This is a genomic window from Tolypothrix bouteillei VB521301, from assembly GCF_000760695.4.
In the GTDB taxonomy this organism is placed as follows: Bacteria; Cyanobacteriota; Cyanobacteriia; order Cyanobacteriales; family Nostocaceae; genus Scytonema; species Scytonema bouteillei_A.
In genome coordinates this window covers 6,298,479-6,313,190 of the sequence record NZ_JHEG04000001.1, presented here as the reverse complement: position 1 = coordinate 6,313,190, position 14,712 = coordinate 6,298,479, and the positions used below count along the sequence as shown (strand labels likewise).

Annotated in this window: 9 protein-coding genes; 4 read left to right on the top strand and 5 right to left on the bottom strand. The window is 43.6% G+C overall.

Annotated features, from left to right (window positions below):
• Positions 1-70: 70 nt before the first annotated feature.
• Genes HC643_RS25520 through HC643_RS25510 form a run of 3 tightly spaced genes read right to left on the bottom strand, consistent with a single transcriptional unit; the run spans position 71 to position 7,253 of the window.
• Positions 71-2,188 (bottom strand): CHASE2 domain-containing serine/threonine-protein kinase, encoded by a 2,118-nt coding sequence (locus HC643_RS25520; RefSeq protein WP_038092241.1) that lies wholly within the window; start codon positions 2,186-2,188, stop codon positions 71-73.
• Between the two features lie 52 nt (positions 2,189-2,240).
• Complete coding sequence (locus HC643_RS25515; protein WP_038092244.1) at positions 2,241-3,941, bottom strand: FHA domain-containing protein; 1,701 nt, start codon at positions 3,939-3,941, stop codon at positions 2,241-2,243.
• Positions 3,942-3,965: 24 nt separating this feature from the next.
• Positions 3,966-7,253, bottom strand: coding sequence for an FHA domain-containing protein (locus tag HC643_RS25510; RefSeq protein ID WP_050046876.1), 3,288 nt, complete (start codon positions 7,251-7,253; stop codon positions 3,966-3,968).
• Positions 7,254-7,593: 340 nt separating this feature from the next.
• On the opposite strand from HC643_RS25510, the gene HC643_RS25505 reads away from it, so the two are divergent.
• On the top strand, positions 7,594-8,346 hold the full coding sequence (locus HC643_RS25505; RefSeq protein WP_082051937.1) for a DUF928 domain-containing protein: 753 nt from the start codon (positions 7,594-7,596) through the stop codon (positions 8,344-8,346).
• Between the two features lie 342 nt (positions 8,347-8,688).
• Here the strand turns inward: HC643_RS25505 and ribBA are convergent, their stop codons facing one another.
• Positions 8,689-10,371 (bottom strand): bifunctional 3,4-dihydroxy-2-butanone-4-phosphate synthase/GTP cyclohydrolase II, encoded by a 1,683-nt coding sequence (gene ribBA / locus HC643_RS25500; RefSeq protein WP_038092288.1) that lies wholly within the window; start codon positions 10,369-10,371, stop codon positions 8,689-8,691.
• Positions 10,372-10,746: 375 nt separating this feature from the next.
• Between ribBA and argC the strand changes: the two genes are divergently transcribed.
• On the top strand, positions 10,747-11,805 hold the full coding sequence (argC, locus tag HC643_RS25495) for an N-acetyl-gamma-glutamyl-phosphate reductase (RefSeq protein ID WP_038092247.1): 1,059 nt from the start codon (positions 10,747-10,749) through the stop codon (positions 11,803-11,805).
• Between the two features lie 69 nt (positions 11,806-11,874).
• Here the strand turns inward: argC and eno are convergent, their stop codons facing one another.
• Complete coding sequence (gene eno / locus HC643_RS25490; protein WP_137986673.1) at positions 11,875-13,155, bottom strand: phosphopyruvate hydratase; 1,281 nt, start codon at positions 13,153-13,155, stop codon at positions 11,875-11,877.
• Between the two features lie 384 nt (positions 13,156-13,539).
• Here eno and HC643_RS25485 point away from each other — a divergent pair, with 384 nt between their 5' ends.
• Together HC643_RS25485 and gloA are read left to right on the top strand one after the other, a co-directional pair.
• Positions 13,540-14,163, top strand: coding sequence for a 4Fe-4S single cluster domain-containing protein (locus HC643_RS25485; protein WP_038092253.1), 624 nt, complete (start codon positions 13,540-13,542; stop codon positions 14,161-14,163).
• A gap of 117 nt (positions 14,164-14,280) precedes the next feature.
• Positions 14,281-14,712 carry a lactoylglutathione lyase gene (gene gloA / locus HC643_RS25480; protein WP_038092291.1) on the top strand — a complete coding sequence of 144 codons (432 nt, stop codon included), beginning with the start codon at positions 14,281-14,283 and terminating at the stop codon, positions 14,710-14,712.

The window sequence follows — 14,712 nt, the reverse complement described above, 5'->3', positions numbered from 1 at the left end:
TCGTTCCTCAATCCAACGTAAGCTAAGAATTTATGTTGGACTTGAACTTGATATGACTGGCTGAAGATGCTCACAACTTTTGCAGGCTGTATAAAACTTCCTCAGCAGACTGTTGTCGCTTGTGGAAATCAAAGGACACCATTTTGTCTAAGATTGCAGCCAATTCTTCTGTGGTTTGTGCAAGATGTCGCCAAACCAATGCTGTTGTTGAGTCTCTTTCGAGGTGTTTGGCTGGTGTCCCAGTTAAGGCTTGGATAGCAATCATTCCCAAAGCATAAATATCGCTGTTTAGCCTTGGCTGTCCCATGAACTGTTCTGGAGGTGCATAACCCACAGTCCCTACAGCTACTGTAAAGTTCTCCTGTGGCTCCTGCGGTTGAATTTGTTTAACAGCGCCAAAGTCAATTAAAATGATTCGCTCATCTTTTCGGCGTCGCATCAAGTTGCTGGGTTTTATATCTCGATGAATGACACCGTGAGCGTGAACAAATATCAGGACCTGCAAAGTCTCTTTGAGAAAATTGATCGCTTGAGCACTATCAAAGCATTTACCTGAGGTCAGTTCTTCTTGTAGAGAATGCCCTTCAATATACTCTTGCACTAAGTAAAATTGCTGGTTTTCTTCAAAATAAGCCATCAATTGCGGAATGCGATCGTGCTTGCCTAAAACCTCTAAAATTTCTGCTTCAGTTTTAAATAGACGCCTGGAAATCTCTAAAAAGACATCATCGTTTCGAGCAGGTTTCAAGTGCTTAACTACACACGTAGGATTTCCAGGTCGATGAGTATCTTCAGCCAGATAGGTATATCCAAATCCTCCAGCACCAAGCACTTGAGCGATTTTGTAGCGGTTGTTGAGTAGTTTATTTTGTAGGGATTCATAGTAAATTACCGTAGGTGCTTGTGTTGTACGACTTCCACTTTCTCTTAAAAGCGCTTGTAATAGCGAGATGGTTTCTTTTTGCTCTTGAATCTGAAGTGCTATTTTTTCTTTATGCTGCTTGTTATGGAATGCTGTGTAGGTGACAATACCCGCTTCTGCTATAAGAAACCCTAAAGCTGGAGGTGCTAGCGGTACCCATCCAGCATGGATAAAGATAACAAAACAGCTTAGAAGCAGTATTCCTAAGGCAGTGCAGGTTAAAAGCCCCAAACGAAGTGGATGCTGAATGCGCCACGCCAAAACTCCACCTACCAAAGTCCAGATCCATGTCCACAGAATTTCTTCCGACTCGGACCAAAACCAAAACAAAGGTCGTTTGTTGGAAACGGCATCCAGAATCTGACTGACCTTGTTAGCGTGAATCACAATTCCAGGCATTTTGCCAGAATTGTCCTGCTTTCCGTCGCTATAGGGTGTGTCGCGAACATCCTGGGAACTGAGTGCTGTTGAGCCAATCAAGACAATACGGTTTTTCACCCAACTGGGGTTGAAGCGATCGCTCAGTATATCTGTAAAACTGACTTGTTGAGCAACGTTACTTTCAGAACGGTAGTTCAGCAGTATTTGAAAACCTTGAGCATCAATATTTTGATAACCACCCGAATCAGCTTGTATAGGTTGAAAAACGGTCTTCCCCAGTTCCATTCCTTTTGGCGTAAATTGCGGTTCAATGTTTAGATATTGGAGTGCCACTACCAATCCTAAGGAAGCTGGGGTTGCACAAGTTGACTTGGGGTCAGGGGTGACCACTAATAAATTTCGCCGAATAGCCCCATCTCTGTCTTCTATGATATCCGCAAATCCTGCGGCTTCCGATTCTATACCTGATGGAGGTGGTACTGCCGGCTCCCGAACACTACCAAGTTTGCAGATCGTAACAATACGCGAACTCTGTTTTAGGCGTGTCAGGAGCTTTTGATGACCGGGTTCCACTGGTACGTCACGAAAGAAATCTAAACCAATAACTTTTGCTTGATAGCGCTCTAGTTTGCTCAAGACTGTGTCTAAAACATTACCATTGGGTGAAGACTGTTTTAATTTTTGAATGTCATTTTCGGTAAATGCCACAATCAAGAGGCGGGGATCTGGATTGAGCGCACTACGCCTTTGGACCATGTGGTCGAAAGCCTTCAGTTCTATTGGCTCTAGCACTCCCAACCGTTGAAAACCAACCACCAATATACCTGCAATGACACTAGCAACAACTACAGGATTTGTTAGTATATTTTGCAACCTGTTAAGCATAAAACCCTGACTAATTAATATATATATATCTAATAAGTATGGTATATTCAGTTTATGCATCCATAAAAACTAGCCCAATAGGATAAGAGATGCAAGTTAGAATGTAGCCATCCTGACGCTCGCTCTCTTGCAAACCTTCTGAGTCACCTTCAATCCAAACTTCTCCTTGTAACTTCCGCTTCTTGCATTGACCGCAAATTCCCGAACGGCAACTACTGACAATTTTTACCCCTTCCCGTTCAGCCAGATTGAGAATCGGTTGTTCGCCATCGCTGTTGACTTCTTTCCCCGACCTCAAAAAAACGACAGCATTTTGGCTGGAGCCGATTGACTGTGGTAAGGTGGAAGTCTGTATGACAGTTGGTGTACTCGTACCAGCATCGTTACTCCCATTTGACTCCCAAACAGTTTCTGCGGGGAAAGTCACAAACATCTGTTTCACACTTTGCCCAACAGGAGCGGTGACAGTCAAGTTTGGGCTGCTATCAATAGGTTGTTGTTTGGGCAATACAGAACACTTTTTCCATGGGGTTTCAAAGCTTTCTTCATAGTAGTTTTGCATGGGGAAGTTAAGGCTTTGTAGTATCTGTTTGACGCATTCTATAAAGCCGTGGGGTCCAGAAACATACACAGTGCGATCGCAAAAATCAGGTACAACAACTTGTAGCATAGCTGCATCAAGCCTGCCTGTTAGACTAAACCAACTCTGTCCGGGTTCTTTGCGAGTTGTAGAAATTGCCAGATGAAAATTCGGATACCGCGCTGACATCATCTCTAGTTCCTGTCGAAAAATGATGTCACCAGGGCTGCAAACGGAGTAGAAAAGAAATATATCACAATTAGCGCCAGTATCACACAGCCAGCGGGACACAGACATCATAGGCGTGATGCCATTACCCGCCGATATCAGCAACAGTTTTTGGGAAGGGTTGGTGAAGCAAGTAAAATTGTCCAATGGCCCATTCAGCTTAATTGTACTTCCGGCTGTGACATTTTCGTGTAACCAGTTAGAAACCAGTGCCTGTGGTTCCTCAGTTTCAGAATCACAGACACGGGGAAAACGTTTGACAGTGATTTCTAAGGTATGGGGACGTGAGGGGCTTGATGAAATAGAGTAGGAATGGCAAATGTGTTCTTTATTAATTTCCAGTTCGAGAACAACAGACTGACCTGGTTTGTAAGCGAACAACACTGGAGGATCTGCTACAAAGCGAAAGGTTTTCACATCATGTGTTTCATCAATAACACCTATACAGCGAACTGTTAACTCTCCCTTCACCCAACGTTCCCACTGGGACGGTTCTACCATTGCCACTGGCATATATTCAAGAGGAGAGACAGGGGGGACTGTTGGTATTACGCGATCGCTGGACTGAGTAACAACAATTTCTTGTAGGTTTTTTTGTGATTCTATAAGCGTTTTGTCTTCCTCTGACCCAATTTGTGAAATCATCAGAATAAACCTACCAATTTGAATCATGTCACCAACATGAAGAAGATAATTCTGATTGATTAGGGTATTTTCGCCATTAATCCGTGAACCACCCCTGCTACCCAAGTCAGCAAAATAATAGTTTCCATTTTTTTTGAAAACTTTACCATGCATCCTGCTGACTTCAGAACTGTCTAGAAATAAATCGCAGTTCAAAAAGCGACCAATAAAGCACTCCTGATTGGGCTTGGTTTCTGGTTTCAAGTCTAGGAATTGCGGCTGGTCTGGCTTCTTTGGATCGACTACTTTGATTTTAATCATGCCCCTGTCATTTGAGAGTGTATTTTAAATTTGAGTCATAGCTGCTACCTGTCCTAAACTTTCCTGGAGGCGAGCGCTTACCATTGCTAAAACATTCATTGCCAATAGTGGATTATTTGAAAGCGCAGCCTCAAAATCTTTTGCCTTGACAGCTAAAGCCCGAGACTGTACTTGTGCTGTCACTACAGTTGCCGTGTAATAGCTGTGAGTCAACACTTCTAGTTCACCAATAGTTTGCCCTGGCAAGATAGTGAGATTGCTGTGAGTATCGTTTCGAAGTACCATTGCTTCGCCATCAATCAGGACTATAAGTTCAACAGCAGGTGCTCCTATTTTGCAGATTTCTTGTTGCGGATGATAAACCCGCAGGTATGCATTCCTAGCTAGTTCAATCAAAGTATTTGCCTTCAGTCCTTGGAAGAAACTGCTGTCATAAAGCCATAACAGTTTTTCTAGGGTTCCTTTTGATTGAGTGATGGGATCTTCTTGGAGAGGTCGCATTTCCCATTGTACAAGGACGACTAACTCATCTCCATTGCTAAAGCGAACAAAATCTCCCTGTTGCAGTTGCTTTTGCTGATTGTAAATATGCTCCTTTCCAACCCGTAAACCATTGCCACTTCCCAAATCTTTAACCGTAACTCCTTTGTCACTTAGATAAAATATAGCGTGTTGTCGGGAAACACGTTTATCTAAAATAACGATATCGTTCTCGTGTCCCCGTCCGACTCGAATTGTCGGCTGCTGGAAAATTCGCTTTTCTGTGCTTCCCATTGCTCTAACCTGAACAATGAGAGTCGGTACACGAGCAGGTTCATTCTGGGACTGAGCTTGAGTGAGAATGCTTTGAGCCGTTTCCTGTAGAAGCCAATCTTTATTGTGCTTTGCATTAAGTATTTGATGAACTTGCTGGATACCAACAGCAGGATTAATCTGATGCAGGGCATAAAGACTGGCTGCTTGTACCAGGGGATCTAAATCTTGTAAGAGTTCGAGCAAGACATTATGAATTGCTTCTGGACGAAATATGTGCCGCTCGGGGAATAATGGAGTGGTAACATCCAAAAAATACGGTTTTGTTTGTAGTTTTTGAGTAGTGGTGGCAGCAATGCCAAGTTGTGTTGATAATGGGAGAAGTTGACTGAGCTGGTCTTGTTGACTGAAGGAATTCATCACCCTTGCGCTCAAACGCTTTTGCCAGCTTAACTCCTCGTTGTTAGACTTCAGTATTTCTGCTATGACATTTGCTGCCAATATGCCTGTTGAACGAGCAATGTTGAAAGCTTCAGGAGAGTCTCCTAGCAATTCTAAAATGCCGAGTAACTGAGTGGTCATCAGTTTTTTCCTCTCCTGCAGAGCTTTTCGCAGCAAAACATAAATAGACGCTTGCGGGTTTGGTACTGAGTTAGACAGTATTTGATCGCGTACAGCCAGTTCTTGCAGCCCAGCCAACAGGGTTTCGGCTGTCCGCAGTAATAGACCGTCTTGATTAAACATCTCAGCTAAGACTTGTTCTTGTTCATCTGCCGTAATAGCGTACTCTTGTCTCAATGCCAGAATTCGCTTTTGCTGGCGCTCGATCGCCTCATGCATTGGTGTACCCCCAGCCACTAAATCCTGAATCAGCAAATCTAATGCACGCCTATAGCTTTCAATCCGCAATTTGTTTTCACGACTGAGTGGCTTTTGAGGAGCAAGTAAGCTTGGATTTTCTACCCCAAGTTCTGCTATGACAGCATAGTGCTCGTCGTCAGTTACACTCAATTGCTTGCGTAGCTCTTTAAAATCTGCCAAACTTTCCGTCGAACTTACGTTTCCATCTTCTAAAGCTTCACGCAAAACTTCTTTATAAACTCGCCCTCGATCTGCACGGTTAAAACTAGGCACTAGCTTTGCAAGAACATACACTTCTTCTGGAATCAAGTCTTGCCATGAACGTCCTTCAAGCAACTTTGACCAGTCCACTGCTAGCTTGTCCAACTGCCACCGCAATCTACTGGCTAGACTTTCGCGTGAATAACGCTCTTTGCTACGCGCTAAGTTGCGCTCCAGCCATATGCTGCTAACTAGCACGATAAAAGTGTTGAATGAGAGGACTGTCCAATGTGGTAGTAAGTTTAAATTGGGGCTACCGCCAAATATAAAGAAGACGTTAAAAGAAACAAAGGTACACAAGACAAAACAGACGTGCAGTACTCGTTCCTCATCATGGTATTTGTTTTTCCGTTTCAAATAAGCTCTATAGGCTTTTTCTAAAGATACACAGGTAAAATAGCTAGCCGCGCAAAAAACAGCGAGAGTGACCGGAGCTGCAATTAGCTTTGGGATGGCAATTGGGCGATCGAAGATGTAAAATCCCGGACCCAAGAGTGTGCGTAACTGCCCTGCTTCATGAGCCCACACCCCAGAATAATAGTAGTCCCAGTTGCCGGAGTATAAGAAGTAGAAGACATAAAACCCTACCATCAAACCAAAATAACCATAGAAGACTAGCTTTTGGTCGGGTCTGGTAATTCCCTCCCAGTAAGAACGTTCCATGTCAATGTCAATACAAGGAGATTGACAACTCACACAAGCACTTTTTTCTTGACCGGAACTATCAACCGTTCTACAGGTAGACTGGGTGATACTTTGTGGTGGCTTAAGGTGAGCATCACTCCCTAGCAAGCCCCGTGGACCCGTGTAAAACATTTGTACGGGTGCCATAGGGCAAAAATACTGACACCAACTTCTTCCCTTGAAAAGAAAACCTACAGTAATAGCTGAGGCGATAGTCAATAGCAAGAACAACCCCAATGTCATGCGATTAACAACCAAAATGCGGATATTCAAGCCCAAGAAAAATAAACCAAATTGCAGGAATAGGTAATTGCGACCCAGCCAAGACTCTTTCTCTACACCTGTCAATTCGTAACGAATGCTATTTGTTTCTGGGTTAACGATTTTGCGTTTGCGTTGGATTCCCAGCGCCCGAGGGATTTGGGAGAAGAAATACAACGGACAAATTCGCCGCCAAAATTCATGACCGAACACTAGCAAAATTACGATCGCGATGGGGATAACCATTGCCCAAAAGATGCTAGACCCCAGACTATATGTCTGTTCCGTGAGACACACTCCCTGAAACTTAACGCAACTGATTGAGTCGAGAGACTCCCAACGATTGAGACGAAAAGGGCTGATGGAATGACTGGGAGCTGTTAACCAAGGTGAAATTGGATCGTAAAATAAAGAGAAGATTAACGTCAGCCAGCCGACTGCCAGTAGCCACCTGACCAAGTGCATTTTTTTTTCTGAAACTTGACCAATCATTGTTTTGGCAAAACACTACAAATTTATCAAAGGGAAAAGGTATAAAAAGTTTATATTCCTAATAAAAATTGAAATTGATGTTAAGTATCTAGTTGTGATTCACGATAAAGTATAGATTTCCTCATAGTTACTGGAAATTATCGTTAATTTTTGTTGCATTCTGTAATATATAGATAAAGAAGCTAATGGTAGTGTAAGCTCAAGTTGTATAAAATTACAAATTTTGCAAGTGCATTCTGAGGTCTTTCCTATATAATACACAGTGAAATAGTTAAAAAATACACAGGGTAAGTTTTCTTTCAACCACTATTGAAACAGGTTTTTGCGTATGGGTGTTATTATGAATATCTTTCTAAAACGCAGACTTCTAACAAAATCCTTTGCTGCTGTCTTGGGGTTGTCATTCCTGATTCCTTTTGCACCTGCAGAAGCTCGGATAAGGTTCAAAGCACCTTCTAATATAGGAGTACCTGGCAGACGCGTAGCAGCCGGAGCGCGAGTGAATAACAGTTGTTTATCAGTAAACAAGCAATTGACTGCTATAGTTCCCCAATCAAACATAGGCTTGACAACAGTAGCGAACCCTGTATTCTTTTTCTATATTCCTTCTCAAACTTCCAATGCTACATTAGAGCTACTCGTGCAGGATGAAAATAAAAGATTCTTCAAGCAAACTTACAAACCAAGTGGTAAAGCTGGATTTGTCGAGCTTCCCCTGACGGTAACCTCTCTCGATGTAGGCAAGGAATATCGTTGGTTCTTATCAGTCATTTGTAATCCAACAGAACGTTCCTCTGATAAGGTTGTCAGAGGTTCTATTAAGCGCATTCAACCTGAACCACAATTGATGGCAAAGATAAAGAATGCAACTACGCAAGAGCGTGTAGCTCTTTATGCACAAGCTGGAATTTGGCAAGATAGCCTTGCTACTTTAGCTCAGTTGCTTTTCTCCCATCCCGATGATGCACAATTAAAAGCAGATTGGGAAACATTGTTAACAGCAGAGGGTGTAGGTTTAGATTCAGAGTTAGCGAATGAGCCGTTGCTTAAAGGTCAGGAAGCACCACAACCCATTAAAAAGCATAAAAATTGATTTACCACAAATAATTATTGGCTCAATCTTGATAACAGTGTTTGCTATTTAACAAAAAATTCTTTACAACCGTTGTATTTAGTAGGTTGGGTTTTGTTCCTCAACCCAACCCACACGGTTTAAAATTTATAACTTATCCAAGTCGTAAATTAGGAAGAAGACTGAAGATAAAACTTAAGTAACAACCGGGTTTTTAGGATAAAGTTTTGTTTCCATATTTAGAACAAATTTGATGCGGGTTGGGTTGAGGCACTAAACCTAACAAAGTCTTGAAAAAGTTTTGTTCCTCAACCGAACCTACGATCTATCTTCTGTACTTTTGGGTACAATGTTGGGTTTCATCTACCTACCAAAACTGTAAATCTTCTGAGTTCCCAACTGTTCGCAACAAACAGATGAAGGCATTGTCCCGATGGGAAATGTTTGCCGATCCAATTGCACTTGCAAATTACTCATGGGGTCAATGCCAGGAGAAATCAGAAATTCTAGCTTTTGGACATAAGGCAAATTTACCAAATTGTCTAAAATCTGAGAAATTGCTTGTGCGTAAGGATGCCCTTTCTGCTTGTACCAATCGCAGGTTGCAATGTTGGCTTGATCGAAGCCTAAATGTACAATGAGGGATGGTTCGTCAAACAGTGCTAGGGCTACGGGACGTGCTTCTTCTTGTAACAATAAGTCGTAATTTTTTGCCAGATGCCGCAATTTTTCTAAGCGTTCGTAACGTTCTGTGACTGCTTTTGGATCGTCTTGCCAGTGAATCGCTACTGTTACTAGGTAAGTTTGTAACAGCATATGACCCAGCTTTTTCGCTTTTGTTGTGAGGTAGTAGGTATTGTAGTCGTTTGCTTCAATTAATAGGGGTACGCGATCGACGACTTCTAAGCCATAGCCTTTTAACCCTGCTATTTTTCGGGGATTGTTTGTAATCAGGCGAATTTTATGCACGCCCAAATCCATCAGCATTTGTGCTCCCATACCGTAGTCTCGCAAATCGGCTGCGAATCCCAACCTTTGATTTGCTTCTACGGTATCGAGTCCCATGTCCTGTAGGGAGTATGCTTTTAATTTGTTAACCAACCCTATTCCCCGACCTTCTTGTCGCAAATAAACGACAACGCCCTGACCCGCGTTTTCCAGCATTTTTAGGGCTGCTTGCAATTGCATCCGACAGTCACAGCGTAAGGAACCCAAAGCATCTCCGGTGAGACATTCTGAGTGCATCCGCACCATGACTGGATTGTCATCAAATTCCGCAGGATTTCCCTTGACAATAGCGACGTGTTCTGTATTGTCTAAAGTGTGTCGGTAGGCATAAATTTTGAAATGACCGAATTGGGTTGGTAAATCGGCAACAGTTTCCCGTTTGATCAAGCGATCGTGCTGTAGGCGGTAACTGATTAAATCGGCGATGCTAATGATTTTGAGATTGTGCTGGGTGGCATAGTCAAACAATTGCGGTAACCGTGCCATGGAACCATCGGAGTTTTGAATTTCGCAAATAACTCCTGCAGGGTACAATCCAGCTAATCGGGATAAGTCAACGGCAGCTTCCGTATGACCTGCCCGTTTGAGTACGCCTCCTTCTCTAGCACGAATGGGAAAAATATGACCGGGACGGCGCAAATCTAGGGGTTTTGTGGCTGGGTTGATAGCCACCTGGATGGTACGAGCACGGTCTTCTGCTGAAATACCAGTGGAAACTCCTAACTCCGGTCCCGCATCAATACTGACAGTGAAGGCAGTTTGGTTGGTATCTGTAATATTAGTTACCATCAATGGTAGGTCGAGTTCGTCCAAGCGATCGCCCATCATTGCCAAACAAATAAGACCCCGTGCTTCCACTGCCATAAAATTAATGATGTCCGGGGTGGCAAATTGGGCAGCACAAATCAAGTCGCCCTCATTTTCTCTGTTCTCGTCATCTACTACGACGATTGGGCGACCTGCTTTTAAATCTGCCAGGGCGGTATCAATCGAATCAAATTTAAAACTTTGAGTTGAAGAGGTGATATGCTGCGACACAGGCGATCCCCAGCTAGCAAACGTAAATTTTTTTAACAAATGCTTGTTTTTGATTGTAGCTCTTTTGGATTACTTCGGAAGTCCTGCCAGTAAGATTAGTTAACATATCAAAGACTGACCTAAAATTGGTTTTTAATGGTGCTTCAAAAGCAGCAACACGCAGAGTAGCGATAAACCGTTAGCAGTTAGCTATCAGACTAGTTCCTTATCGCCAGTTATATTACCTAAAGGCGTAGTAGGGTGGGCATTGCCAACCATTCGCTGTTGGTGGGCAATGCTCACCTAACAAAAATTTGGTAACTTTAGAGCGAGAAAGGAGTAATAGCTGATAGTTGAGTGGCAAATTCACTAAGAGCAGATAAGGATTTAATCTCTATGGGCAATTTTGGGCGCGTTCCGGTTGGAGTTGTTGGCGCGTCAGACTACGGTGGAGTGCAGTTAGTGCGGCTGTTAATGGATCATCCAGAAGTCGAACTCGTTTATTTAGGCAATGAGAGCAGTATAGGCAAACCATTTGCAGATCTTTATCCTCAATTGGCTCACGCTGTTAACCAAAAAATCGAGGCTGTCGATCCTGAAGTTATTGCTCAGCGATGTGAAGCAGTATTTCTGTGTTTGCCAAACGGTCAAGCTTGCGAAATTGCACCACAACTTTTAGAGAAAGGGTGTAAAGTACTCGATTTAAGTGCAGATTATCGATTTAGCCATCTAGCAACTTACACCGCTTGGTACAGTAAGGAGCGAAAAGATCGCTCAACAGCGGCTCTTGCTGTATACGGCTTACCGGAGCTTTATCGCGATCGCTTGACCGAAGCGCAACTAGTTGGTTGTCCCGGTTGCTATCCCACAGCCAGTTTGCTCGCACTTTCCCCACTCCTCAAGCAAGGGTTAATCGTCCCTGAAACTGCGATTATCGATGCCAAATCAGGCACATCTGGTAGCGGTCGTCAAGCAAAAATCAATATGTTGCTGGCAGAGGCAGACAATTCTTTAGCCGCATACAGTGTTTCCCGTCACCACCACACCCCAGAAATCGAGCAGATTTGTAGCGATTTAGCAGGGCATGAGGTAACAATTCAATTTACACCACACTTAATTCCCATGGTACGCGGCATCTTAGCAACAGTGTATTCCACACTCCGCGACCCCGGTTTGGTGAGAGATGATTTAATTACAATTTATCGAGCTTTCTACCGTAACTCCCCTTGGGTAAAAATTTGCGATCCGGGCATTTATCCTCAAACGAAGTGGGCTTACGGTAGCAACCTTTGTTATATCGGTATAGAAGTCGATCCCCGTACTGGTCGTGCGATCGTTATATCAGTCATTGATAATTTAATCAAAGGACAAGCAGGGCAAGCAATCCAGTGTCTTAATATCATGATGGACTGGGATGAAACATTAGGATTACCGAAGTTGGGGTTTTATCCTTAAAGTGCTAATGGCTAATTGCTAATGGCTAATAGTACAGATAGCAATTAGCCATTAGCCATTAGCCATTTTTTATTTCGGACCTAATCCCACAGCACCTGCGTATACGGCGCGATCGCTCAATTCATCTTCAATTCGCAGCAAGCGGTTGTATTTTGCCACTCGTTCGCTACGACACAGAGAACCAGTTTTAATTTGACCGGCACGGGTTGCAACGGCTAAATCGGCAATGGTTGTATCTTCAGTTTCTCCAGAACGATGGCTGATCACTGACCGGAAACCATTGCGGGTTGCCAAGTCAATTGTTTCCAAAGTTTCTGTAAGCGAACCAATTTGATTGAGTTTAATCAAAATGGCATTACCTGCTTTGAGTTCAATACCTTTTTGCAAGCGCTGGGTGTTTGTTACAAACAAATCATCTCCCACCAACTGCACGCGAGAACCTAACTTTTGAGTCAGTAACTGCCAATTTTGCCAATCTTCCTCGTGCAAGCCATCTTCAATTGACACAATCGGATATTGGTCAACGAGTTTGCCGAGGTAATCGATAAACTCAGCACCAGAATGAGGTTTGCCATCATAGACGTACTGCCCGTTTTTGTAAAACTCACTAGCAGCAACATCCAGTGCTAACGCCACTTGTTCTCCTGGTTTGTAACCAGCTTTCTCAATAGCTGCAACAAGCAATTCCAATGCCACTTGGTTTGACTCCAGGTTGGGGGCAAAACCACCTTCATCACCCACACCAGTGAGCAAACCTTTTTCATCTAAGACTTTGCTGAGAGTCGCAAATACTTCTGCACCCCAACGCAGCGCTTCCCGGAAAGAAGGTGCGCCAACGGGAACAATCATAAACTCCTGAAAATCCACGTTGTTAGATGCATGAGCACCACCATTAATGACATTCATTAAGGGTACGGGTAACAGATTTGCTAAAGGACCGCCTAAATAGCGGTAGAGGGGCATTCCTGAAGATTCAGCTCCCGCTTTAGCTGCTGCCAGGGAAACCGCTAGAATCGCATTAGCACCGAGATGGGATTTATTAGGGGAACCATCCAGGTCAAGCATGGTGCGGTCAATAAGTTCCTGGTTAAGGACATTCATTTCTACTAGCTTGGGAGCTAGCACTTCATTCACATTTTGCACCGCCTTGAGTACACCTTTACCCCCGTAACGGCTTTTGTCGTTATCCCGCAGTTCGTGTGCTTCAAAAGTGCCAGTAGACGCACCACTCGGAACCTGCGCCAATCCCGTAGCACCGTTTACCAAAAACACTTGTGCTTCAACTGTTGGTCTGCCGCGAGAATCCAGAATTTCGCGAGCAAATATAGCATCAATGGCAGTGTCAAACATTTGTTCTCGATCCTTTGTCATTTGTGATGACTCCCTTTGTGCTCTAAAATTACCAATTCTTGTAGGGTGGGGTTGTACCGCACATCCAATGCGGGTGGGCATTGCCCACCCAACATCTATAGGTAATCATCTGGCTGGAAGGGAGCAGTCATTAGTCATTGGTCATGGGTTAATGACTAACGGCTAACAGTCCAGTGACTCTCCGACCATTAGCATAAAGGTTTCAAGGGCGATCTGCGCCTACATTAACGAAGATTTCCAAGAGTTGTTAGTTGTTAGTGGCAAAACCGATCGCCAATCACCAACTACCAACCACTCACATAAGTTCCTCACATTTTGGCTATATGTTGCAAATAAATCTATATCCCGAGAGAGATTAAGAACATGACCCAACACAAAACAAATCCTTATCTTTCTTTGATTGAGATTCCCGCTGGATATCTCAACATTATGGGCTACGTGGATGAATCAGAGGTTAATGGTCCCGGATGCCGTGCTGTTGTTTGGGTGCAGGGTTGTTTGCGGGAGTGTCCGGGTTGTTTTAATTTGGAATCTTGGTCGTTTGAAATTAACCAATTGGTATCGGTTGATAGCTTAGTTGAGAAAATTCTCAGCAAGCCTCGCAATCAAGGGGTGACATTTTCTGGGGGAGAACCTTTTTGGCAAGCCCCCGCACTGGCTTCTGTTGCTCGTAAAGTGAAAGCAGCTGGGCTGAATGTTATGTCTTTTTCCGGTTTTACTATAGAGCAATTGCGATCGCCTTACGCACCTGCTGGTGCTCAAGATTTATTAGAACAGTTGGATATTCTGATTGATGGTCCTTATGTTGAGTCACTCGCAATCAATTCACCAGTTTCTCCTGTATCTTCTAGCAATCAGAGGATTCACGTTCTCAACCCTGCTTTTCAAGACCAAATTTCTTGGGCTAGCGACCAGATAGAAGTTCATATTTTTAAAGATGGTAGTCGTCTGATTACGGGTTATCGCGGAGGGTTGAGTAGGGACTAAGGTAGGGAGCTGGGGACAAGGGAGATGGAGGTAGGTTCTTGATCTAAAATCCAAAATCCAAAATCTCCAATGCCCAATCCCTTACAATTAATGCGGAACTATCAAAGGGGAAAAATTATGCGGCTCCTGCATACAATGCTACGGGTGGGTAATCTTGAAGAATCTTTAAAGTTTTACTGTGAAATTCTGGGAATGAAACTACTGCGGCGAAAGGATTATCCTGGAGGTGAGTTTACTCTGGCGTTTGTTGGCTATGGTGACGAAAGCGACCATACGGTACTGGAACTGACTTACAACTGGGGCGTAGATAAGTACGATTTGGGTAATGCATACGGTCACATTGCTCTTGGAGTTGATGATATCTACGCAACTTGTGAGGAAATTAAAAAACGTGGTGCTAGAGTGGTACGGGAACCGGGTCCCATGAAACATGGTTCTACGACGATCGCATTTGTGGAAGATCCAGATGGATATAAGGTAGAACTGATTCAACTGGGTACTCAAGGCTCTGCTGCTAAACAAGAAACTGCACAGCAAGTAACTGCCTAG

Excerpts from the sequence above, each read along its gene's own strand:
- HC643_RS25520 (WP_038092241.1), bottom strand. The coding sequence starts at position 2,188 with ATGCTTAACAGGTTGCAAAATATACTAACAAATCCTGTAGTTGTTGCT.
- HC643_RS25515 (WP_038092244.1), bottom strand. The coding sequence starts at position 3,941 with ATGATTAAAATCAAAGTAGTCGATCCAAAGAAGCCAGACCAGCCGCAA.
- HC643_RS25510 (WP_050046876.1), bottom strand. The coding sequence starts at position 7,253 with ATGATTGGTCAAGTTTCAGAAAAAAAAATGCACTTGGTCAGGTGGCTA.
- HC643_RS25505 (WP_082051937.1), top strand. The coding sequence starts at position 7,594 with ATGAATATCTTTCTAAAACGCAGACTTCTAACAAAATCCTTTGCTGCT.
- argC (WP_038092247.1), top strand. The coding sequence starts at position 10,747 with ATGGGCAATTTTGGGCGCGTTCCGGTTGGAGTTGTTGGCGCGTCAGAC.
- eno (WP_137986673.1), bottom strand. The coding sequence starts at position 13,155 with ATGTTTGACACTGCCATTGATGCTATATTTGCTCGCGAAATTCTGGAT.
- HC643_RS25485 (WP_038092253.1), top strand. The coding sequence starts at position 13,540 with ATGACCCAACACAAAACAAATCCTTATCTTTCTTTGATTGAGATTCCC.
- gloA (WP_038092291.1), top strand. The coding sequence starts at position 14,281 with ATGCGGCTCCTGCATACAATGCTACGGGTGGGTAATCTTGAAGAATCT.